Origin of the sequence: Halarcobacter bivalviorum, from assembly GCF_003346815.1 — a bacterium.
GTDB classification, from domain to species: Bacteria; Campylobacterota; Campylobacteria; order Campylobacterales; family Arcobacteraceae; genus Halarcobacter; species Halarcobacter bivalviorum.
This window is the reverse complement of the sequence record NZ_CP031217.1, coordinates 433,479-456,903: the sequence shown is the minus strand read 5'-3', so window position 1 is coordinate 456,903 and position 23,425 is coordinate 433,479. Positions and strand designations below refer to the sequence as shown.

Here is a 23,425-nt window from a genome sequence, read left to right as displayed (position 1 = left end):
AACGAGGGAAATTATATTATTTTTACAATGACTCTAAGAGGCTATCAAAGTTAGTTAGTTGAAAGTCAATAAAAGAATCTAAATAAGGTTCTCTAAAATATTGAGAGGCACTATTAAGTTTTAAATCTTGAACAAGTTGTACTCCTGTTAAAAAATCTGCACCAGGATCTTTTAACATAGCTTTTATTAATGAAATTTGTAAAAGAGCTTCATTATATTTATCATCTTCTAATTGTGAAGCAACAATTAAATACATAGTATATTTATCTTCTAATTTATACAGTTTTTGTAAAGCTTGTAAAATAGAAAGACTCTCTTTCGGATTTCCATCATGTAATTCTCTTAAAGCTTTTGTTCTTAAATAAGATGGTGTTTCAACTCCTGTTAATGTTAAATCAGCTTTATGAAATAAACCAATTGCTTTTAATAAATCAATATAATATTTAGTAATAATAAGTGGGCCTTCAAGAAAATTATTATTTATTGTTAATGGTGTCTTATCTTGTAATCTAGCGAAATACCCAAAGTTATTTTCACCTTCTCTTCTTATTGTTGATTTCATTAAATAAACTAATGGATCTTTATAATGATCTAAAAATAAAGGGTGTTCTAAAGTTACTTTATCTTCATTTAATTTAGTTAAATAATCTAAAGCTTTATAAAATATTGTTTGATTATAAGTTAATGGTTCAAATTCAACTTTGAATTTTGGTTCTAAAAACTCTTTATATATTGTTTGTCCAAAATATTTATACATACCATTTTTTGATTTAATATTCTGAATAATATATTCTTTATCTTTTATCTTTTTATTAATCTTATCAGCACTTATTAAAGTCATTACAGAATAGAGTTTATTACCTGGATTTAATTTATATGCTTTTGAAAAATATTTATGTGCATTATGGAAATCACTTATTTGAGCATAACATAATGCAAGATTGTAATAAATATATGAGTTTGAATCCTCTTTTATAAAAGATTGCATTTTATTTACTCTAACAATTGGGTCTTCTTGAATTATTTCAATGAAGTTTGCATTATACTTTACCATCTCTTCTAAGCTTTCAACATTTTGTTGATCTTTAAAGATAAATCCTTTTGAAATATCATATAGGATCTCTTGTTTATCAGAGAAAACAAAGGGTGCAAAATAAAAAAGAAAATCTATTTTTCTTTCTTGATTAAATTTTGTTACAAAAGTCAAATACTCTTTTGGAGTAAATTTTGCTCTATTAAAAAAGATTTTGAGAGGATATTCTTGATTTACTTTAAAATTATCTTTTACTTTTTCTATCTCTTTAATTCTATCTAATATCTTAGGGATTTCATTTGCTTTTAAATCTCTGTAAACCATTAGCCATAAAATCAAGTTAATTCTCTCTTGATTAAAAGTTTCTTCTTTTGCTTTTTGAAGATATCTTTCTGCTTTAACATAATCTTGTAATTTTAAAAATAAAAGAGCTTTCTTTAGATTCATAGGAAAATCCATAGTTTCTAATACTTTTAATGCCATTTCATAGTCTTTTAAAAGAATAAAAGTATCCACGACTAATCTTTTTGAATGTTCTGTTAGATTTTTGAATTTTTTAGTAATATTAATTATCGTCTCTAAATAAACTCTCTCTTTCTTTATCATATAAAGATAATAACTGGCAGAGATATAAGAATAAGTATCAGAATAAATAGCTTCTTTATACTCATAAATATTATTTAAGTATAGAACTGCATTTTCTATTTGTCCCAACTTGTAATAAGCAATTCCAATATTTAAAAAAGATGGTATTTTTAATAGTTTTGAAGTAACTTTAAAACTATCAATTGCTTTTTTATACTCCCCTTTTTCAAGTAATAAAATAGCTTTATTAAATTCTACTTGTAGTCTAAATTTTTCTTGATTTTCTTTTAATTTGTCATATTTAAATAGTATTTCAGGCTGAGAATCTATTTTACCCTCATTTGAAAAAGATACAACAGGAATAATAATTAATATAAATAATAAACTAAATATCTTTTTCAAATAAGTCTTCCTAAACCATTGTATTTACTTGTGCGTAAAGCTCTTCTGTTCTTTTTTCTAATATATCAACTTGATGTTTTAATTCTGCATTTTCAAGTCTTAATTTTTGTAAATCATCCCTTGCAACTTGCAAAGAATCTTGAGAATTTTTTAAAGTACCAGCACTAACTTTAACTTGTTTTTCGTACCTTTCAATAATCTCTTGTAAACGTTTATTCTCATCTTCTACCATGTTTTTTTCTTCATTAACTTTTCTATACAAAGCTTTGTGAACATTAGTACTTGAAAAAAAGTATAAAAGTAAAACTCCAATTATTGTAACTAATAAAAAATTATCCAATTTTTTCCTCTTTTAAGTATTTAAGAAGGCAAAAGCCTTCTTAAAATTATCTTTTTAGATTGATCAGTGTATTTAATAACTGATCTGATGTAGTAATTGATTTAGCATTTGCTTCAAATGCTCTTTGGAATACCATTAGGTTAACTAAACTTTCTGATAAATCTGCAGTTGAAAGTTCTAATGTTTTACCTTCAATTTTTGCTGTTTTATCATTATTTAGGTTATAAATTGGTTCCCCAGATTCATTTGTTTTAGCAAGTAAGTTATCTCCACTTGGATTTAATCCTCTTGTATTATTAAATAATGCAATAGAAACTTGTCCAATAGCAAATACTGCACCATCTTGTTTCATAGTAATTAAACCTGTACTATCTACAGAGAATTCACCAAATGCTGAATCTGAAATACCTAAAGTATCAAGTTTTAATTGTAATGAACTTTGAGTAGTTGTTTGATCAACTGTATTAACTAATTCAATAAACTCTGCACCTGCACCTTGTCTTCCACTATAATCATTATTTTTATCAATTGGCACATTAGTTACACCAGTAAGACCATTAGTAAAGTTACTTGTTGTAAAGTTAGTACCAGCATCAGATGTTACTACAACATCATTTCCTACTACAGTAGCACTTAAACCAGATACTGCATTAATTTGTGTAGCAATATCTGCTAAACTATTTGCGCCTGAAATATTTACATTTCCATTAATAGTACCATCATCATAAGTATATGTGAAGTCTATACCTTTTCCAAAATCAATATTTGTTCCAGAAATAGTTGAAGAAGTAGTACCTGTAGTTCCAGCAACGTTAACTACATTTACTGCATCTTTTAAGCTTCCACTAAATTCAACATCATAATTATGATCTTTTGTTTGAATAACAACATTTCCATTGATATTTAAAGCTTCAACATAATCTGCAAGAGCTGGACTTGAGCTTTGAGCTTGAGCATTGAATTGATCTACAAAATCTTGTACACTTGTAACATCTGTAATATTAATATCTACAGGTTGAGGAATTGTTGCATTATCATTTGGTACAGGAATGATTTTTTCTAACTCTTTATCATAAATTGTAAGAGAATATCTAAAATCATTTAATGTTGAGTTTCCAGATAAACCTAAATCAGCTGGAGTATATACATCTTGTTGATTACCAGTAATTGCACGAGCTAAAGCATCTCTGGCACTTTGTAATGCACCTACACCTGTACCAGCTACTGCTATACTCGTAGATTGATAAGCACCTGCTACAGAGTTGTTATTTGAAGTTTCTCCTACTTCTGAGATGTCAAAAGCTTTACCAGGAATTAATGATTCAATTTGAATAATACCTTTTAGCATATCTTTATTTGATGTAGAAAGTTTGAAAATATCATTATCTTCTAATACATCATTATTTGTTCCACCATCTTCGCTTACCATATAAGCTCTAAGCCCTGGAATCTCTGATATTTTATCTGCTAATGCTCTATAAGTTGCTACCCTACCTGCTGCAATATCATAATCAATATCTAAAGAACTATCAAAAGTTTGCTCTGATACAGCACCTGCACCAGCAATATCAATTGTACCTGCAGCACTATTTTTAGTGATTGTAGGTGTAATATTTGGATTTGAATTTATTGCATCTTCTAATCCATCAAGAATTTCATCCATTGTTGCAGTTGAATCTGAATCATAAAATACTGTTTCAGTACCAATTGTTAGTTCATATCTTGTATTACTAGATACTGAATCAATAGTAACTGTTGTACCTGCAACAGAGGCTTTTGCTGAGTCAGTTGTACCTAAGAAACTTTCAATAAAATCATTACTTGCAGTTGTAGGAATATACTCTTGTGAATATTTATTTCCATCTATATATACATAAATTTGCTCACCATTTTTAGTAACAAGTCCATCTTCACCTGATTTAAAGTTGATTTGTGAAATTTGAGAAGTAGAACTAGCACTTCCCCCATCTGGCTCATCTTGAAGTTTTTGAAGCCATGATGCATAACTAGCAACTAAAGCTTCAACATCAGAAATTTTAGATGCTTTACTCTTACCACCTGCTCCTTCAAAAACTGAATCTGAGTCAGCTTTTGCTGTTAAGTTATAATCTGTAGCTTTTGCTGTAATTGTTTCAATATAATTAGAGTGCTTAATTACTTTTGATGATAAAAGTTTTGTATAGTCACCTGTAAAAGTTTTATTATTTGGATTTGTTGATACAACATCTTTATCAGTATCAATAGGCCTCATGGCCCATCCTTGAACTTCATTTCCAGCTGCATCTTGAAGTGTACCATTATCACCCATTCTGAAGTTACCAGCACGAGTATAATAGTTTTCTCCTGATCCACTTGCATTAGTGTTTTTTACAGTAAAGAAACCATCTCCACTAATTGCCATATCATAATCAACTCCTGTAAGTTTCAAGTTACCTTGCACATACAGTTTTTCTGCATCAAGTACTTTAGAACCTTTACCGATTCTATCTTGATACATTTGATCTGCAAAAGAGATTCTAGAGGCTTTATACCCTACTGTGTTAACATTTGAAATATTGTGAGATTCATTATCTAACGCTGTTTGATGAGACGAAAGTCCTGAAATCCCTGTCCATAATGCTCCGATCATGATTTATCCTTTAGATAAATTTTTAAACACTTTTACATGTTCAAATATTAATGCTTACAAAAGCACTGATATTTAAACACTAACTAAAGAAAATTATTTCTTTAGTTGTAATGCTGTTTTTAAAAATTCATCAGCTGTAGTAATTGATTTTGAACTAGCTTCAAAAGCTCTTTGATATACCATCATATCAACAAGTCCATCACCTAAATTTGTATTACTAAGCTCAACCGCTCCACCGACTAATTTATTAACATATTGTGCATTTAGAGGATCTCCTGCTTCTACATTTGCTGCATATAAATTATTTCCTTGAGGATTTAAGCCTTCTGGATTAATAAAATATGCTGTTTCTAATTTACCAATTAAAAATTTGTTTTCGCCATCTTTAGCATAAATCACACCATTTTCAATAGATAAATTTCCAAATACATTCTCTACAATATTTAAACTATCTAATTTTAATTGGATTTCTCCTATTCCTGTAAGAGCAGCATTGCTATTCCCAATTGTATGTGTCATCTCTAAAAACTTTGCATCTGCTGCTTCTAATGCATTTTTCAATGCTGTTCTTGCAGAATCAACCATACCTCTTCCTGAACCAATGCTAGGTGCAATAGTTTCAGTAATTACAGGAGCATTATTATTAATAGCTGCATCTTTTATATCAAAGTCTTTTCCTGGTACTAAAGAATCTATAGTTACTAATCCACTTGTATCAACACTTGCAGTTAAACCAGTAACAGAAGATAATTTATCAGCAAAAAGATTCATTGTCGTTTGTACATCTGTATCAAAATATTGTCTAACATTTTCGCCATTAATTGATACTTCAATATAATCATCTTCACTTTGTAAATCTGTTAAAAATGAAGCATAAGAAATTTGTGTTTGTTGAGAAGTAGCAGGAGTACTTGCAGCATTTGGATTACTAACATAAAGATCTAACTTTTCATTATAATTAGTAATTAAATCTCTAATATCTGAAATTTTTGAAGCTCTATCTTTAAATCCACTTCCTGATACTCCACTATCTTGAGCACTTAAAGTATAATCTGTTGTTTTAGCATTAATTGATTCAATATAATCTGCAGTTGAAATTTGTTTTGAAGTAATTTCAGTATTATACTTATTAGTAAATTGAGAAGTTCCATCACTACTAGTTAAATTTGTTAAAACAGGAGTAGAACCATAAACCATTTTACCATCAACGGTTTGAAGTGTTCCATTTGCACCTACTTTAAAGTTACCTGCCCTTGTATAAAAATTTTCTCCAGTAAGAGGATCATTTACAATAAAAAAACCTTTACCCTCAATAGCAACATCTAAATCATTATTTGTTACTTTCAGTCCACCTTGAGAAAAATCTTTTCTTATATCTTGAACCATAACCCCTTTACCATATCTTGATTGGTACATCATATCTTGAAAAGAGATTGTATCTGACTTATGACCAATTGTATTTGTATTAGAGATATTATTTGATTGGCTACTTAAAGCCTTTTCAAAAGTATCTAATCCACTAATACCGTTCCATAAACCACTAATCATAAATTATCCTTAGAATATTTTTGTAACACTTGAAAAAGGTATACTTGTTAATTGGTCTGAATAAACAGGCATTACTGTACCATCAGCTGTATATCCAGAATCTTCTATTATTTCATTATTTTTATCTAAAATAACAGGATTTCCATCTTCACCTAAGATAATTCTTCCTGGTCCTTCAAGTGCAACTTTATTTCCAGTTTTATTACCTTCTTTATCTAAAATTTCACCCTGTACATTATAATAAATATACTCACCATCTTTATCTTTTACTTGATCTTCAATATAAAGTATTTGTTGAGCTTTTAAATAAACAACACCATCTATACTCTCTACAGATCTTACAGTATATGCTTTATTTACACCATTTTCTCCAACATTGCCATCTTCAATATTTCGTCCAATTACATTTGCTGCATTTGAAAGTCCTGATTGAGCAAATGAATCAGCAAGATATTTCATTGTTTCGATTGTCTGTAAGTTAGTATTAATACTTGACATTTGCATTTGAGTTGATAACATTTGTTGAGAATCCATAGGTTTTGTTGGATCTTGCATTTTAAGTTCTTCAATCATTAATCTTAAAAAGTCATTATTAGTTAACTGGTCGTTACTAATTGAAGAAGTATAGGCGTTCCCATCAACACCTGTTGAAGTATTTACAGATACATTATTTTCTACTGCCATAATTATCTCCTAATTCATTTTTTCATCGAAGAAATATCTAACTACATTGTCAGAATCCATTGCTTCTTGTACTCTAACAGCAAGTTTTTCATCAATTACAATTATATCACCTGTACCAATAATTCTCTTATTAACAAAGATATCACCTCCAGAACCAGCAAGCTTATCTAATGATAAGATATCTCCTTCTGTAAGTTCTAAAAACTCTTTTATTGTAATGTTTGCACTTCCTAACATTACATCTACAGTAATTTCGGTATCTACTAATAAATCATAATCTCTTTCAGTAATTTCCATGAATACACTTTATTTATTAAGTTACTAGATTATATCACAAAAATATAGTAAAAAAGATTATATATAATGAAATATTTGAATAGTTAATTTTAAAGAATTAATTTTTTATAGAATGTTGTCTAAAGATTCAAGCATTGTACTTACTTTTGCTTCAATATTACCATCGAAATTTCCTAAATCACTAGCAATTACTACTCCACCAGCTGTAACATTAGGATCTTCAACTAATTGAATAAAGCTCTCTAATTTTAACTCATTTCTTAAAAGTTCAAAATCTTTTGGGTTTAAATGTATTTTTACTTTTGAAGCATTTTTAATTTTATCTAAAAGGTGTGTTATTGTCTGTTTTGCTATTGCAGAAGAGTTCTCTCCAATTTCGATTGCAATGATTTTTTGAGCTATTGAGATAGAAGTTTTAAGTAACTTAGTCTCCATTTGAAAAGTAGCTTGCTCAAAGAAGTTAGCATAATGTTTTAAATCTTTAATTGCTTGAACAACTTGGGCATCTATATCTTTTGCAGTTGCCCCATTATTTTCAAGATTTACTATTTTAGAGTTCATTTCATTTAATTGATTATTTAAGTTCTTAATCCCTGTTAGTACAGCTTCCATATCACCATTGATATTGCTAGTATTTAAAACCGCTGGAGGAAGATTCACTTGTTGTGTTTGGCCTGCTTCATCTTGTACAAATGTTCCTAACTGATACTCTTGTACTTCACTATTTTTTACAACTTTTGCACTTGAGTATACATTATTACTTTTATTCATTAGTTATCATCCATATCTCTATCAATTGCACCTTCTTCAATCATCTTCTGTGCAACATCAAGCATTTTTCTTTGTGCAGCTTCAATGTCTTTAATTTTAACTTTAGTAAGCATTTCAAACTCTTCTTTAAATCTATCACTTGCTCTTTGCGACATAGCTGAAGTAATTTTTGTCATATCATCTTCTGTAGCATTTTTCATTGCAACTGCAACATCTGCGGTATCAACATTTTGTAAAATTTTCATAACATATTCTGAATCTAGTTTTAATAGATCCTCGAATACAAACATATTCTCTTTAATTTTTGTAGCTAATGAAGTATCAACACCATTAATATTTTTAAGAATATCTTGTGATTTTGGACCTACTCTATTTAACATATCAGCAACAACTTTTACACCACCAACATCAACAATAGATGATAATAAAGATTCTAGTTTTTTCTCTAATACTACAGAAATAGTGCGAACTACATCTGGAGATACATCTTTAATTGTAGCCATTTGCATTGTTACTTTAACTTTTATATCTTCTTCAAGTTGCATTAATACATCAGCAGCTTTTGAAGCTTCCATATGAGATAGAATTACTGCAATAGTTTGAGGAGATTCATCTTTAATAAAGTCTGATAATTGTTTTGGATTAATTGCATCTAAATAAGCAAATGATTGAGCAGCAAGTTTCATCCGTGAAAGTTTTGCTAAAACTTCATCTGCTTCTCCTTTACCTAAAGATTTATATAAAATATCTTTTGCATAATCATATCCACCAGAACTAATAAAGTTTTTAGACCTAGTAAAAAGGTGAAACTCTTCTAAAATAGCTAAGGAAATCTCTTTATCAATTGAAGATATCATTGTGATTTCAGTAGAAATATCTTCAACAATATTTTTAGGTAAATGTTGAAAAATTTTTACAGTTGCATCTTCGCCAATAAGGACACAAAAATGTGCAACCTTACTAAGCATAGACATCCCTTTTAATATATCTTTATTATCGTCAGCCATTTTCTATTTTCTTTCTGGTTTAAATTTTGCACTACCTTCTGATAAAAGTAGTTCAATCATTCTTGCAATCTCTTCTGGATTATTATTTATCTCTTTATCTAAGGCTTCAATAAGTACTTCATATTTTGCAGCACTCTCTTCATCTAAGCCTTCGATATTATTCATAATTTGACTTTTAACTTTTGATTTTAATCTGCCTTTTGCAGTATTAGAATCAAACTCTTGCTCATAGTCCCCTAAGAATTCATTCATAAAAGCATCATCTATAGGATTTCCATCTGCATCTACTTTTCTTTTCCCATCATCTCCTAAGATAACAACTTCATGGTTAACTATAAATTTCTTATAGAAAATAAATAAAAGAATTGCAGCAATTAAATATTGGAAATATTCACTAAACTCTTTTAAAATTGATCTTACCATAGATAAATTATCAATAGATGAATCTTCTGCATTCCCACTTACAGATATAGGATTTCCATTTTCATCTAATTGTACTTTTGCATCTTTCATTGTAACAAATTTAAAGGCTTTTACTGCAATTTTATCTCCTCTTTTTGCATTAAAGCCAATTGTTTCTTGTACAATAGATTCAATAGAAGAGACAAATTCTTCCTTATTTTCACTATTTTCAAAAACTGATGAATCAAAAGTTACAGCAGCACTTACTTTTTTTACAGATGAATAGTTATTACTTTTTTCATCAATAATTTTTTTAGAAATTTCATAGTTTGTTATACTTTTTGTACTTTCACTATTTGAATTAATTCCATTGTTTCCATTTGCTTCATCAGGTTCTTGAATATTATTTTCAACACCTGCAGTACCACCAGTACCTGCATTTCCACCCATTGAGCTTGAACTATTTTCAGTTGTTTGCTGACTTCTTATTGTTCCTTCAGGTTCATATATCTCTTCTTGAACATGTCTTTTTTTGAAATCAAGTTCCATTGTAACTCTTGCTACAACTCTTCCAATTCCAACAACTGGTTCTAATAACTCAACTATCTTCTTTTCATAATCTTTTTCAAGTTTTTGTTTATATTTATTTTGTGTTAATGATTTTTCATTTTCAATATCATCATTTGATAATTGTAATAAAGCACCATCTTGGTCAATAAGTTTAATATTTTCAGTTTTTAAATCAGGAATAGCTGAAGCTATAAAGTTTTTAATACCATCAATTTGTTTTTGAGTTAAAAAAACTCCAGGTTTTAATGAAAGTACTGCTGAAGCTGTTGGATCTGTTTTTCTTTCTGTAAAAATAGTATTTTTAGGAATTGCAATTTTTACACTTGCACTTAAAACTCCAGAAAGTGACTCTAAAGACCTTGATAATTCTCCCTCTGTTGCTCTTAAAAACTTAACATTATTTTCAAAATTTGTAGTTCCTAAAGATGATTTTTCAAATATTTCCCAACCCACATGTTTGCTTGTAGCTGCTTCACTTGTAACAAGTTTTATTTTTGCAATATTTATAAATTCTTTAGATGTTTTAAGTGTTAGTGAGTTTCCACTTCCAATTACAGAAAAAGGAACCCCTGAAGCTTCAAGTTCATTACTAGCCATCATAACTTGATTTTTTGTTAAATTACTTGCAATTGTATAATTTAGTTTTTTATCTTCTGCTTTTATATTTGAGTAAATTAATAACCCAACTAACAGCACAAAAAGAATTGAAAAACCTCCAATTATTACGGCTCTTTGTGCAGCATTTAAGTTGTTAATAAACTTTAAAAGTTGATCCATAAAATAATAATCCTAATTAGTTTTTTTGTGATGACTCAATAACTGACCTAAAAAGTCTTGAATCTTTTTTAATTGATGATTGTATAGCATCAAAAATAATCTTATTTTTTGACATTTCACTCATTTGATTATCTAAGCTTACATTATTACCATCATTTTGTTCTTTTAATCCTTTTACTTCAACTAACCTAGGTTCATTTAATTTGTCAATCTGATTTAATGAAGGATTTATGTGTTTTGTATTTGTTACAAATAAATCGAGGTCTTTTTGTTTATTAGCTCTACTTAATTCATCTTCAAATACTAAGTCTTTTGTTTTATATGCAGGAGTATTAACATTAGCAATATTACTTGAAATTACATTTTGTCTATCACTTCTAAAACTTAAGTGCTTAAAAAGTAATCCTGTTACACTACTTGCTTCCATTATTTACTTGTATCCCCAATTTTTTGAACTAGCACTTCATTCATTTCACTTTCTGATTGAATTGCTTTTTGAGCTTGTTCTAATCTTCTATGTGCATCAATTAAAGCAACCATTGAAGAAACACTATTTACATTTGATTTTTCTAAAGAACCTTGCATAAATTGACCATCATTATTCTCTAATTGTTCAATATTTACACCAGCTTCTTTTATTTTAAAATTATTATCTTTATATTTTTCTAAATCATCATAATTTATTTTAACTACTCCAATTTCACCTTGAAAATATTCACCTGCTTCAATAGCAATAGGCTCATCATCAATTGATAAAACAGCTTGACCATTTGAATCAACCAACATACCATTTAGATTTTTAAAAGAGCCATCTCTTGTATATACTACTTCTCCACTTTTTTCATCTCTTACTTTAAAAAAAGTATCTGATTGTGTTAGTGAAAAATCTAAGGCGTTTCCAGTACTTACAATAGGACCCATTTCAGCATGTATATATTTTGTATCCATTTTAGGAATAGTATTAACAACTTCATTTAATTTAGTTGGATTAAACCCATCTTGTTGCGCTCTTTGTAAATAATAATTAAATGAACCCTCTGTTGTCCCTTCTTGCTTAAACCCAACAGTATTTACATTTGCTAAATTATTTGAAATCATATCAATTCTATTGATTTGATTAATCATTGATGCTGCTAAAGGGTACTTTGCCATTGGATTCTCCTAATTATTAAATTCTGCAATTAATGCATCTAAATCGTCTTCTGCCATTAAATCACCAGTTGATGAATCTCCATGGATATGTTTTGCAACTGCAATTTCTTGATATCCATTTTCATCTTCAAAAAGGTTATTAAGATATACAGTAAGTTTTCTAATTACAGACATTACTCTTTCAATTTTTTGCCTATTAATATCATGGTACTGCATTAATTCCATTGCTTGAAAGATTTCCATATTTCCATTATTTAACTTTTCATTAATATCAGAAATAAAATCTCCCATTTTTTCAGCTTGTTCTAAATTCTCTTTAAATGCTCCTATTTTAGGAAATTTTTGATTTAAAGAAGATAACATTGCTGTTTGTTTTTCGTTAAATGAAGCTAATTCTTGAACATCATTTTGTATTTCATTATTATAATCAAGAATATTACTTAATACATCAAAGATTTTTGTTGCTTTTTCTTCAGAGTCATTTGCAACTTGACTTAATTGATTTACTACTTTAGTGTCTTGTTCTACTGGCAAAGGAAATACTCCACTATTGATTTTAAAATCAATATCTTCTTCATCTACATCAGGTTTCTTTTCTTCTTCAATTTTAGGCTCTTCAACTGAACTACCAGCATCTTGAATTCCATCTATTGAAGCTAAAATATCATCAAAGTTTTCTTCACTGTTCTCTTCTTCTGCTATAGCTTCTGAAACTTCTTCAGAAGGAGGAATAATATCTTCAGATATCTCTTCTTTTATTTCTTCAATATTTTCAACTTCATTTAAAATATCATCAATATTATCTGAAGTTTCAATAGAAGGTACTGTTTCTTCAATATTATTTAAAATATCATCAACAGACTCTTCTTCAATATTTTCTTCTTTATTATTTACTATTTCTTCTGTCTGGGCAATAAGCTCGTTAATATCATCTTCAGACATTGTTGAACTTTCTGTAGTCGCTTCTTGAGGCTCTTCTTGTGTCCCTTGAATAGTTTCCTCTGCAGATTTAGTCTCTTGTTTTGGACTATCATCCTCAAAGTCTAAACCATTCATTAAAGCTTCAATTTCTTCTTGACTCATACTCATTTTAAAACCTTTATTGGTACTATATACTATTATTTATTATTTTAAAACTCCATCAAGTTTCTCTTTTAAAACTTGTGCGTTGAATGGCTTAACAATATAGTTATTTACACCAGCTTTTAATGCTGTAATAACTTCACTTTTACCACCTTCTGTAGTAATCATAATAATTGGAACTTTTTGATGGTTACCTTCTGATCTAACTTTTTTAACTAAGTCTAGACCATTCATATTAGGCATATTCCAGTCAGTTAAAATAATATCATATTGACTTTCACTTAATAATTTCCATGCTTTAACCCCGTCTTCAGCCTCATCAAAATCATCTTTTGCAAAACCTAACTGCATAACAACATTCCCAATGATTCTTCTCATTGTAGAACTATCATCTACTATCAAAATTTTCATAATTTAACCCTTATCAAAAAAACTATATTCAAATCTATACATTATATAAAATTTGATTTAAATTTATACTTAATAAATAAAAAATTGCTTAATAGAATTTATCAAAGTTTAAAAGTACTTTAAATATAATCTTTTAACATTACTTTAATTTAAAGGAATACCATGATAAGAGGTTTATATACTGCAGCCACTGGAATGAATTCTATGCAGCATCAAATTGATGTAACATCTAATAATATCTCAAATGTAAACACTGCTGGTTTTAAAAAAGATAGAGCAGAATTTCAGGACTTAATGTACGAAAGTCTTAATTATACAGCTGGAAGAACTTCTCAAAATACAATTAATCCTACGGGAATGGATGTAGGACTTGGTGTTAGAATTTCTGGTATTCAAAAAGACTTTTTACAAGGGGATTTAAAAAATACTTCAAATCCACTTGATATAGCAATTGAAGGGAAAGGTTTCTTTCAAATCACTCTTCCAAATGGAGAAATTGCTTATACTAGAAATGGGCAATTCAAAGTAAGTGATGAAGGTAATATAGTAAATGGAAATGGATACCTACTTGAACCTCAAATTACTATTCCTGATAACTTAGTGGATATCTCTATAGGTACTGATGGTATTGTTACAGGTAAAGATCCTGCAACTGAAGAAGAAGTAGAGATAGGACAAATCACAATTACTGACTTTATTAACCCAGCAGGACTTACTCCAATAGGAGAGTCTTTATATAGAGCAAGTGAGGCATCTGGTGACCCAATTGATGGAAATCCAACTGAAGATCAACTTGGAGCTTTAAGACAAGGGATGATTGAACTTTCAAATGTTAAGTTAGTAAATGAAATGGTAGATTTAATTACTGCACAAAGAGCTTATGAAGCTAACTCAAAAGCAATTACTACAACAGATAGTATGCTTGATACAGTTAATAGATTAAAAAGATAATAGTTAATTATATAAGTCCATGGATTTAGAAAAACTAAAAAAACTTAGAGAAGAGAATTTTTTAAAACATAAAAAGAAAAAAAGAGAATATTATTTAAAAAGTAAAACTAAAGATTCTCCTGCTAAGTATAAAGACTTTAAAGAAATAGATTATTCTGAAGAGTTAAATGAAGAGAACTTTCTAAAAAATATGAAGTTAATTGCAAAAAAGCAAAAAACGCATATTGATGATCGAAAAGATCAAATTATAAAAAAAATTGAAGATTATAAAAAACAAAAAAAAGATTATTATAAAGAGAATAAAAAAGAGAGACTTAATTATGATAAAGCTTATAGAGAGAGAAAGAAAGAAGAGTTAAAAGAGTATAGAAAAGAGTATTATAAAAAAAACAAAGAAAAAATCTTAGCAAAGCAAAGAGAAAAAAGAAAACAAAATAAAGAGTAACAAATGGCAGAAAAAACAGATCAAGAAATAATTGAAGAGTTAGGTTTAGAACAAGATAAAGATCAAAACTTTGATTCAAATGAAGATTCACTTGAACCCGTTCCAAATAATGAAGAACAAAATGAGCTTACAAATACAGAGGGAATAGATGATGTTTCACAAAATAGTGATTATGATAATAATACTATTGAAAATGAAGATAATGATGAAGCTCCGGTACAAAAGAAAAAGCCAAAAATTCTTAAACTATTAATTGCAGTTATTGCTGGTCTTTCAATTATACTTACAATTGGTACTATTCTTTACTTAACAGGTTTTTATGATGATGAAGAAGTGAAAGAAGAGATGCCTAAAGCACAAGCTATTAAAGTAGAAAAAAAACCTGAAGTAGATATTAATGATATTGATAAAAATAAATTAAATCAAAAACTTAAAATGTTAACTAAAACAGAAATTCTTGATAAAGAAGAGCTTGAAGCTGAAGAAAAAAGAATTCAAGAAGAAGAACAAAAAAGAAAAGAAGCTGAACAAAAAGCTTTAGAAGATGAAAAGAAAAAAGAAGAAGAAAAACTTGCAAAAGAGAAAGAAGCTTTAGAAAAAGAGAAACAATTATTAGAAGAGAGACAGGTTGCTATTCAAAAAGAACAAGAAGAGTTTTTAAAATTTCAAGCTCAAATAAAACAAGAGTTTGAAGATCAAAAAAATCAATTATTAAAAGAGTTAGAGAATAAAAAAACTACTTCTACTATGACAGAAATTGTTAATGATAATAAAGAAAACTCTACTACTAATACTGATGAGATGAAAGAGGAAACTTCAACTACATCAAATAATGAAGAGACTCAAGTTCCTACAGATGTAAACCTTCCTATAGAAGAAACACCTATCCCTACAAAAGAAGATGAAATAATGAATGCAAATCTATTCTTACCATTTATTAATGTTGCTGTAATAAAAGGTGATTTACATAAAGAGTATTTAGAAAAAATAGAAAACATTGATAAGAAGATATCTTTATGTAGAGATACAAAAAATAGAATAGAGATTTACTTTGGTCCATATGACTCTATGAAAGAAAGAACTAAAGTATTTAATACATTAATGGAAAGTGGATATAAAGAGGCTTATTTAGTAGACTTTACTAAAGAAGAGTATGAAAAGAGATGTAAATATTAGAAAACTTTTACGAGTTTTCTAGTATCTCATAAGCTTTATTTGTCTTTATAGTTTTATTTTCAATATCTACCTCTAAAATATAAGAACTCATATCATAAGGTACTAAAAAAGTTTTTGGAAATCCTTGCTCTACTAAATCATTTGAAGTTTTAATTTCTAAATAATCAGTTAAAGGATATCTGTGGATTTCAACAACTTTACCAAGTTGCTTGCTTTCTTCAAGAATTTCACAATCAATTATATCAAACCAAAAGTGCTCATTATCTTTTAAATTACAGCTTTGTTTAGTTTGTTCTATAGATACATATAAAAATTGATTAGTAAGCTTTTTAGCTGTATCTACATCATCATAATCAACAAATTTAATTAAATCTCTATTTGGATTGTATTCTTCAATAGTTAAATCAAGTTTTTTGTTAGTAGTAAAGCTTGCGCCTTTTTTAAATTGCTCAGGAAAATCAGAGTCAATAAAAAGTCTTAAATGACCTTTTAATCCTACTGCTTTTCCTAATTTAGCAACGTAGATTTTATCATTCATTAAATAGATAACACTTGTATTTTGTAAGATACACCATCTTTTGCCTTGCAACCATTTGCCATAGTTTTAAGTGCATTTATCATGTTACCATTTTTACCGATAAGCTTACCGATATCTGCACTATTAGCTTTAATAGTAATCTCAGTAAAAGTCTCATCAACTATATTAGTTGAAAGACTAACATCTTCTGGGTAACTCACTATAAGTTTTGCATAGTTTTCTATAAATTTAGTAATCATGATAAAATCTTATAATAAATTTACTTTTTTTCAGCTAATTTCTTAACTCTCTCAGATGGTTTAGCACCAACGCTTAACCAATAGTTGTATCTCTCTTCATCTAATTTTAATATTTTTGGCTCTACAACTGGGTTATAGTATCCAATAGATTCAATCCATCCTGAATCTCTTCTTTTTCTAGAGTCTGTTACAACGATTCTGTAAAATGGTTTTTTATTTCTACCCATTCTAGTTAATCTAATTACTGTCATGTTTTTTTCCTTCTGTTTATTTATAGTATTGAATTCTAAACTCTTCTTTATTTTTAAGTTTACAACTCAATACTATTTAATTATTACCTTATCTAGGTAAGTTTAGTCCTCCTGGACCACCTGCACCTTGCATCTGCTTCATCATATTTTGTAAACCTTTCATTCCACCTTTAGAAGAAAGTTTCTTAGCCATTTTTGAAGCATTTTTGAATTGCTTTAATATTTTATTTACTTGCATCTCTGAAAGTCCAGAACCAACAGAAATTCTTCTTTTTCTACTTGGATTCATTAAATCTGGATTTTCTCTTTCTTTAGGAGTCATAGAACCAATTAAAGCTTTAATTCTTTTAATCTCATCAGAATTTTCAAAATCCATATCTTTTATCGGTCCAGCCATTTGAGAAAGACCTGGAATCATTCCAAGAATTGATTTCATAGAACCTAATTTACTCATCATTGATAATTGATCTAAAAAGTCATTAAAGTTAAATTCACCTTTTTTAATCTTTTTAGATACTTCTTTTGCTTTTTTCTCATCAATAACTGCAGCTGTTTTTTCTGCAAGACCTTCAATATCCCCTGCTCCCATTAATCTAGAAACAATTCTATCTGGGATAAATACTTCAAGGTCTGGCATTTTTTCACCAATACCAATAAATCTTAAAGGTACTCCAACTTGATGTGCAATAGAGATAGCAACACCACCTTTAGTATCACCATCATATTTAGAAAGAACAACTCCATCAATACCAATTTTTTCTTTGAATGTAGTTGCTGTTTTAGTTGCATCATGTCCTGTTAAAGAATCTGCAACATAAAAAATCTCATTTGGATTTACTGCTTTTTTTACATCATGAAGTTGTTGCATTAACTCTTCATCAATTGCAAGTCGTCCAGCTGTATCTATTAAAAGAACATCAAAATGCTCTTTTTTAGCTTTTTCTTGTGCTGCTAATGCAATTTTAATTGGATCTTTTTCATTATCATCAAAGTAAATATCTACTTCAATTTGAGCTGCAATTTGTTTTAATTGTTCAACCGCTGCTAATCTTTGTAAGTCACAAGCAGCTACTAAAACTTTTTTCTTTCTTAATTTTAAATAATTTGCTAACTTACCAGTTGTTGTTGTCTTACCAGAACCTTGAAGCCCTGTCATTAAAATAGTTGTTGGAGGAGTAGAAGCGAAAACAAAACCTTGATTTCCTTCTGTAGTAAGAACATTTGTTAATTCGTCTCTTAATGCTTTTAAGAATGAATCTTGTCCAATACCATTCTTTTTTGTTTCTAATTCAATTGCCGTTACTAAATCTTTTGTCGTCTTGTGATGAACATCAGCTTTTAATAATGATTTTCTAAGTTCTAAAACTGCTTTTTTTAGAGAAGCAGCGTCATCTTTATGTCTTATTTTATTAACAGCATTTCTTATCGAACCGGTTAGTGAATCAAACAAAATAAACTCCAAACTTTTTATAAATTTTGTGGATTATATTAAAAATATACTTTAAGTTAGTTTAAACCTTTTTAAGATTTAAGGATTTTTTAAATTTATTTTTTTCTAAAACTCCCAAAATAAGGGAGATTTAGATTTTAGTAAACTTAAATTTTAATTAAAGTCATACACCTTAAATTCTCTTGGCTCTACAGCTTCAAAATCATAATCAAATATTTTTGTTCTTTTTGAATGAAGTAATACTCTATTAATATTAGCTACTGGTTTTCCATAAATTGTATCTCCAATAATAGGTAAACCAATATAATTTAAGTGCACACGAATTTGATGAGTTCTTCCTGTATCAATTACTACTCTTACTTTTGATTTATTTCCCTCAACAAACATTGGATAAACAGTTGTTTTTGCTGGTTTCCCTTTTTTATCTACTTTTGATTTTGCTTGTCCTCTATCTTTTGTAGTTAAAATTGGTTTATCAATCTCGATTTCATCAATAACTTTTCCATCAACAATTGCTACATACTCTTTATAGACATTATTTGATTTAAACTCTTTAATCGCTTTTTTCTGAAACTCTTCATTCTTTGCAAAAAGCATTACACCACTTGTCTCTTTATCAAGTCTATTAAGCATAATTGCTTTTGGGTACTTTTTAGCTATTTCATCAGAGGTTAAAAAAGCTGGTTTATTTACAGCTAAAATATCATTATCTTGAAAAATCACTTTAACATCAGCAACATCTTTTACTGAAAATTTAGTATTTATATCAATTTCACCTCTTGCAATTAATACTTTTTTCCCTTGAGCTCTTACTAAACCTTTATCAATAAGCTCTTTTGCTTTTGAATTTGAAATTCCTTCTTGTTTTGCAAGAACTTTGTATGCTTTATCGTATGCCATTTAATTCCTTTAATATTGGCTTTATATCACCTTTTTGAACTAAAGATGATTTTTCTATATTTTTAATATTTTCTAGTGTCAGTTTTAACTCATCATCTTCAATGATTTTATAGTTCTTAACACACTCAAAAAGAGACTTTTGATTAAAAATTCTCTTTCCTGAAATAAGCTTACATCCAAAATAAGCTGGTTCTACAGGATTATGACCTCCAACATTAGCAAAGGCTCCTCCTAAAATAACAATATCTGAAACTGCGTAGATATTATTAAGTTCTCCTAATTTATCAACTAAAATTATATCAGAAGAAAAGTCTTCTTGCTTTGAAAATCTATGAAATGAAAGAGAATTTTTCTTTGCATAATCAGCAAGTAATTTAGCAACCTTTTCAAATCTCTCTGGATGTCTTGGAACTATTACTAATTTACCAAACTCTCTTTTATAAGCGTTTAAAATTAGTTCCTCTTCTTTTTCATGAGTACTTCCTGCTGTAATTAATGTTTCATCAGGTTTAGTAAACTCTTTTGTAACTTTTGGAAGTTGGGCTAATTTAATATTTCCAATAACTTCAACTTCTTTTGCTCCAAGTTCTAATAATCTCTCTTTATCTTCTTGTGTTTGAGCAAAAATTTTATCTATGTTTGCAAATACTTTTTTATAAAAAAAAGAAAATCTTTTATAAGAGTTATAAGACTTATCTGAAATTCTTGCATTTATTAAATAAGTTTTTGCTCCTCTTTTTTTTGCAAAAAGAAAAAGAAAATACCAAAGCTCTGCTTCCATAACTACTAAAGCTTTTTGTCTATTTATCCATAGGGGTAAAAAGATTTCAAAAGGAAGATATCTTACATTTGTAGATAAACTTTTAGCTTCTTCAAAACCTGTATTTGTTATTACACTTATATTTGTTTCATCTAAACTTTCAACCAGAGGTTTTATTGCTTTTGCTTCTCCCATAGAACAAACATGAAACCAAATAGAACTCTTTTCAAAAGAGTTATTGTTTTTCAAAAAAAACTTAGCAGGAATTGCTTCTTTATATTTTTTATTTCTTGTTTTATATAATAAATAAGGGATTGCTAGGATATAAATAAATAGTGTAAGTAAATAATAAAAAAAACTAAAAAGGCTCAAAATTAAGCCTCTTCAGTCTCAACTTCTTTATAAAGAATTCTTCCACAGTGTGGACAGTTGATAATCTCTTCTGATTTAATAACTTCTGAATAAGTTTTGTCATTAATTTTCATAAAACAACCATAACACGCTTGATCTACAACAGGAACCACTGCTGAATCTTTAGCCCATCTTCTAATTTTTTCATAGAATGTTAAAATTTTATTATCAAATTTTTCTAATAATTCACTTCTTTGTTGATAAACTACATTTCTTTCTTGATTAATTTCATCAATAGCATTATCAACTGCAATTTGAATCTCTTTGATTGATTCTTCTTCTTCTGTTAATTTAGCTTGTAACTCTTTTAACTCTTCTTCTTTAGCAGCTGCAATCTCATCTAATCTTTCAATCTCTTCATTTGCAAAAGTAATTTGCTCTTTAGCAATCTCTTCTTCTAATTGTAAAGCTTTTACTTCTTTTTCATTTGTAACTTCATTGTGCTTTCTAGAAATATCATCTAATTTTGTTTTTAATTCAGCTAAATGAATGTTGTTTTTTGTTCTTTTTGATTTTACATCATCAATATGTGCATATGTATCATTAATTGAAGTTTTAATAGCTTCTGCTACTTCAATAAATGTAGATAACTTTGCTTTTTCATTCTCTATTTTTGGTTCAAACATACTAATAGAACTATCATATTTAGATAGTTTTACTAAATCTTGTAAATACTTATTCAACCGTGTCTCCTTGTGTACAAAACTTAAATGGGTTTTTTGAAGCTGTTATTATAGCTTTTAATTGATTTTTTTTCAAATATTCACTAATAAGTCCCTCTAATAAAGGGCTGAAGTATTTTTCACTTTCGTAATGCCTAATATCAATTAGAGAAATCCCTCTTGCTTTTGCTTCCATAGCATCATGATATTTTATATCTCCTGTTAAAAACAGATCAGCTTTTACTTCATTTATTAATGACATACCTGCACCAGTTACTAAAGCAACTTTTTTTACTTTTTCATTGCATTTAACATATTTTAAATATTCTAATCCTAAACTTTTTGAAATCCTTTTTGCAAAGTTTTCAAAACTATCATCTACTATTACATAACAGATAAACTCTTCACTATCAATTACATCAAGACCTAAAATTTCTTTTGCAACATATTTATTTAAATGAGTTTTATCAATATTTGTATGCATTGAAATTAATGCAATATTTTTTTGAATTAATTTTTTTACTAACTTAGAACTATAAGTATCATAATTTATTGTTCTAAGTGCTGAAAAGATTAGAGGATGATGAGTGATAACTAGTGAGTTTTCCTCCATAGTATCAACTATCTCTTCATCTAAATCTATTGAGATATATACTTTATTAACCTCATCTTCAAAGTTACCAATTAAAAGACCTGAGTTATCCCACTTCTCTTGTAGCTCAAAAGGTGAAAGCTCATTTAAAAAATTATATATATCTTTTATTTTCAAAATTTATTCCTAAACAAATAATTCTGGGTTTTTCTCTTTTAAATTTGCTAAAGCTTGTTTAGCAGACTCACTTCCTACTTTTTCTAGTCTTTGAACTTCTTGTTCTTTATAAAGTACAGCACAACCTTGTGCTAACTCTCTAACTTTAAGTATATAGTTTTGTCTCTCTGTTACAGAGATAGCTTTTCTTGCATCTAGTGTATTAAAAGCATGAGAAGCAATCATACATTGATCATAAGCTGGAAGAGGAAGCCCTGCTTCTAAACAAGATTTGCACTCATTAAAAGCATCTTCAAAGTGTCTAAATAGCATTTGTGTATTTGCTACTTCAAAGTTATATTTAGAGAACTCATACTCTCCTTCTTTATGTACATCTGCATAAGTTGTAGTTCCAAAGTCATTTTTATTCCATACAATATCAAATACAGAATCAACACCTTGTAGATACATTGCTAATCTTTCTGTACCATAAGTAATCTCAACAGCTACTGGGTCACAAGCTAGACCTCCAACTTGTTGGAAATATGTAAATTGTGTTACTTCCATTCCATCAAGCCATACTTCCCAACCAAGTCCCCATGCTCCTAAAGTTGGAGATTCCCAGTTATCTTCTACAAATCTAATATCATGTTTTGAAAGGTCTAATCCTAAATACTCTAATGATTGTAAATATAAATCTTGAATATTATCTGGACTAGGTTTTATTAAAGTTTGGAACTGATAGTAAGCCCCTAATCTATTTGGGTTTTCACCATATCTTCCATCAGTTGGTCTTCTACTTGGTGCAACATAAGCTGTACTCCAAGGAGTTGAATCTAAACTTCTAAGTAATGTTGCAGGGTGGAAAGTTCCAGCACCAGCAGGAACATCATAAGGTTGTACAATATTACATCCTTGTTTTGCCCAGAACTCTTGAAGTTTTAATAGAATTTCTGAAAATGTTACCATCTATTTTATTCCTAACTCTTTATTTATTTTTTGTTTATCAAAACCACATATCCATGTGTTTCCAATTAATATCACAGGAGCACCTTTGCATCCATGTTTTTGACAATCTTTTAATGCTTGTTTATTTTTTGTTACATCAATAAGATTATATCTAATCTTTTTTGATTTAAAGTAAGCCTTAGCACTATCACAATGGCTACATTTTGGTAGTACAAATAATGCTACAGGTTTCAT

26 protein-coding genes are annotated in these 23,425 nt (G+C 28.5%); 3 read left to right on the top strand and 23 right to left on the bottom strand.

The window, feature by feature from the left end; genetic code table 11:
- Nucleotides 1–22: 22 nt before the first annotated feature.
- The 13 genes from ABIV_RS02310 to ABIV_RS02245 form a co-directional block, all read right to left on the bottom strand.
- Entirely contained in the window at nucleotides 23–2,020 is a 1,998-nt protein-coding gene (locus tag ABIV_RS02310; protein ID WP_114838357.1) for a tetratricopeptide repeat protein, read from the bottom strand.
- A gap of 10 nt (nucleotides 2,021–2,030) precedes the next feature.
- A complete protein-coding gene (locus ABIV_RS02305; RefSeq protein WP_114838356.1) occupies nucleotides 2,031–2,360 on the bottom strand; it encodes a hypothetical protein in 330 nt (109 codons plus the stop codon).
- A 46-nt stretch (nucleotides 2,361–2,406) separates the two neighbouring features.
- A complete protein-coding gene (locus tag ABIV_RS13655) occupies nucleotides 2,407–4,989 on the bottom strand; it encodes a flagellar hook-basal body complex protein (protein WP_205526945.1) in 2,583 nt (860 codons plus the stop codon).
- Between the two features lie 93 nt (nucleotides 4,990–5,082).
- Nucleotides 5,083–6,537 (bottom strand): flagellar hook-basal body complex protein, encoded by a 1,455-nt coding sequence (locus tag ABIV_RS02290; RefSeq protein ID WP_114838355.1) that lies wholly within the window; start codon nucleotides 6,535–6,537, stop codon nucleotides 5,083–5,085.
- Between the two features lie 9 nt (nucleotides 6,538–6,546).
- Entirely contained in the window at nucleotides 6,547–7,221 is a 675-nt protein-coding gene (locus ABIV_RS02285; RefSeq protein ID WP_114838354.1) for a flagellar hook assembly protein FlgD, read from the bottom strand.
- 9 nt (nucleotides 7,222–7,230) lie between these two features.
- Entirely contained in the window at nucleotides 7,231–7,518 is a 288-nt protein-coding gene (locus ABIV_RS02280) for a FliM/FliN family flagellar motor switch protein (RefSeq protein ID WP_114838353.1), read from the bottom strand.
- Nucleotides 7,519–7,623: 105 nt separating this feature from the next.
- The gene (locus tag ABIV_RS02275) at nucleotides 7,624–8,289 is read right to left on the bottom strand and encodes a FliH/SctL family protein (protein WP_114838352.1); all 666 of its coding nucleotides are present in this window, start codon (nucleotides 8,287–8,289) and stop codon (nucleotides 7,624–7,626) included.
- A complete protein-coding gene (gene fliG, locus ABIV_RS02270; RefSeq protein ID WP_114838351.1) occupies nucleotides 8,289–9,296 on the bottom strand; it encodes a flagellar motor switch protein FliG in 1,008 nt (335 codons plus the stop codon). Before fliG ends, ABIV_RS02275 begins: the two co-directional genes overlap by 1 nt.
- A 3-nt stretch (nucleotides 9,297–9,299) precedes the next feature.
- Nucleotides 9,300–11,045, bottom strand: a complete 1,746-nt coding sequence (gene fliF, locus ABIV_RS02265; protein WP_114838350.1) for a flagellar basal-body MS-ring/collar protein FliF — start codon at nucleotides 11,043–11,045, stop codon at nucleotides 9,300–9,302.
- 16 nt (nucleotides 11,046–11,061) lie between these two features.
- The gene (gene flgB, locus ABIV_RS02260) at nucleotides 11,062–11,472 is read right to left on the bottom strand and encodes a flagellar basal body rod protein FlgB (protein ID WP_114838349.1); all 411 of its coding nucleotides are present in this window, start codon (nucleotides 11,470–11,472) and stop codon (nucleotides 11,062–11,064) included.
- Nucleotides 11,472–12,197, bottom strand: a complete 726-nt coding sequence (locus tag ABIV_RS02255) for a flagellar hook-basal body protein (RefSeq protein WP_114838348.1) — start codon at nucleotides 12,195–12,197, stop codon at nucleotides 11,472–11,474. Before ABIV_RS02255 ends, flgB begins: the two co-directional genes overlap by 1 nt.
- A 9-nt stretch (nucleotides 12,198–12,206) precedes the next feature.
- On the bottom strand, nucleotides 12,207–13,280 hold the full coding sequence (locus ABIV_RS02250; protein WP_205526944.1) for a hypothetical protein: 1,074 nt from the start codon (nucleotides 13,278–13,280) through the stop codon (nucleotides 12,207–12,209).
- A gap of 42 nt (nucleotides 13,281–13,322) precedes the next feature.
- Entirely contained in the window at nucleotides 13,323–13,691 is a 369-nt protein-coding gene (locus tag ABIV_RS02245; protein WP_114838346.1) for a response regulator, read from the bottom strand.
- Between the two features lie 162 nt (nucleotides 13,692–13,853).
- Here ABIV_RS02245 and flgG point away from each other — a divergent pair, with 162 nt between their 5' ends.
- Genes flgG through ABIV_RS13560 form a run of 3 tightly spaced genes read left to right on the top strand, consistent with a single transcriptional unit; the run spans nucleotide 13,854 to nucleotide 16,263 of the window.
- Nucleotides 13,854–14,642 (top strand): flagellar basal-body rod protein FlgG, encoded by a 789-nt coding sequence (gene flgG / locus ABIV_RS02240; RefSeq protein ID WP_114838345.1) that lies wholly within the window; start codon nucleotides 13,854–13,856, stop codon nucleotides 14,640–14,642.
- A 19-nt stretch (nucleotides 14,643–14,661) separates the two neighbouring features.
- On the top strand, nucleotides 14,662–15,087 hold the full coding sequence (locus ABIV_RS02235; protein ID WP_114838344.1) for a hypothetical protein: 426 nt from the start codon (nucleotides 14,662–14,664) through the stop codon (nucleotides 15,085–15,087).
- A gap of 3 nt (nucleotides 15,088–15,090) precedes the next feature.
- A complete protein-coding gene (locus ABIV_RS13560) occupies nucleotides 15,091–16,263 on the top strand; it encodes a hypothetical protein (protein WP_121499728.1) in 1,173 nt (390 codons plus the stop codon).
- 7 nt (nucleotides 16,264–16,270) lie between these two features.
- Here ABIV_RS13560 and rimM read toward each other — a convergent pair whose 3' ends face one another.
- From rimM to ABIV_RS02185, 10 genes are all read right to left on the bottom strand, one after another.
- On the bottom strand, nucleotides 16,271–16,801 hold the full coding sequence (rimM, locus tag ABIV_RS02230) for a ribosome maturation factor RimM (RefSeq protein WP_114838343.1): 531 nt from the start codon (nucleotides 16,799–16,801) through the stop codon (nucleotides 16,271–16,273).
- Nucleotides 16,801–17,040, bottom strand: coding sequence for a KH domain-containing protein (locus ABIV_RS02225; RefSeq protein ID WP_114838342.1), 240 nt, complete (start codon nucleotides 17,038–17,040; stop codon nucleotides 16,801–16,803). Before ABIV_RS02225 ends, rimM begins: the two co-directional genes overlap by 1 nt.
- Nucleotides 17,041–17,060: 20 nt before the next feature.
- Complete coding sequence (gene rpsP / locus ABIV_RS02220; protein WP_114838341.1) at nucleotides 17,061–17,291, bottom strand: 30S ribosomal protein S16; 231 nt, start codon at nucleotides 17,289–17,291, stop codon at nucleotides 17,061–17,063.
- Nucleotides 17,292–17,379: 88 nt separating this feature from the next.
- The gene (gene ffh, locus ABIV_RS02215; protein ID WP_114838340.1) at nucleotides 17,380–18,741 is read right to left on the bottom strand and encodes a signal recognition particle protein; all 1,362 of its coding nucleotides are present in this window, start codon (nucleotides 18,739–18,741) and stop codon (nucleotides 17,380–17,382) included.
- Nucleotides 18,742–18,894: 153 nt separating this feature from the next.
- A complete protein-coding gene (locus ABIV_RS02210; RefSeq protein ID WP_114838339.1) occupies nucleotides 18,895–19,641 on the bottom strand; it encodes a pseudouridine synthase family protein in 747 nt (248 codons plus the stop codon).
- Nucleotides 19,628–20,776, bottom strand: a complete 1,149-nt coding sequence (waaA, locus tag ABIV_RS02205) for a lipid IV(A) 3-deoxy-D-manno-octulosonic acid transferase (protein ID WP_114838338.1) — start codon at nucleotides 20,774–20,776, stop codon at nucleotides 19,628–19,630. The genes ABIV_RS02210 and waaA overlap by 14 nt, the downstream gene beginning before the upstream one ends.
- Nucleotides 20,776–21,495 (bottom strand): zinc ribbon domain-containing protein, encoded by a 720-nt coding sequence (locus ABIV_RS02200; protein WP_114838337.1) that lies wholly within the window; start codon nucleotides 21,493–21,495, stop codon nucleotides 20,776–20,778. Before ABIV_RS02200 ends, waaA begins: the two co-directional genes overlap by 1 nt.
- The gene (locus ABIV_RS02195; RefSeq protein ID WP_114838336.1) at nucleotides 21,488–22,243 is read right to left on the bottom strand and encodes a Nif3-like dinuclear metal center hexameric protein; all 756 of its coding nucleotides are present in this window, start codon (nucleotides 22,241–22,243) and stop codon (nucleotides 21,488–21,490) included. Before ABIV_RS02195 ends, ABIV_RS02200 begins: the two co-directional genes overlap by 8 nt.
- A gap of 9 nt (nucleotides 22,244–22,252) precedes the next feature.
- The gene (glyQ, locus tag ABIV_RS02190; RefSeq protein WP_114838335.1) at nucleotides 22,253–23,191 is read right to left on the bottom strand and encodes a glycine--tRNA ligase subunit alpha; all 939 of its coding nucleotides are present in this window, start codon (nucleotides 23,189–23,191) and stop codon (nucleotides 22,253–22,255) included.
- Nucleotides 23,192–23,425, bottom strand: coding sequence for a glutaredoxin family protein (locus ABIV_RS02185; protein WP_114838334.1), 234 nt, complete (start codon nucleotides 23,423–23,425; stop codon nucleotides 23,192–23,194).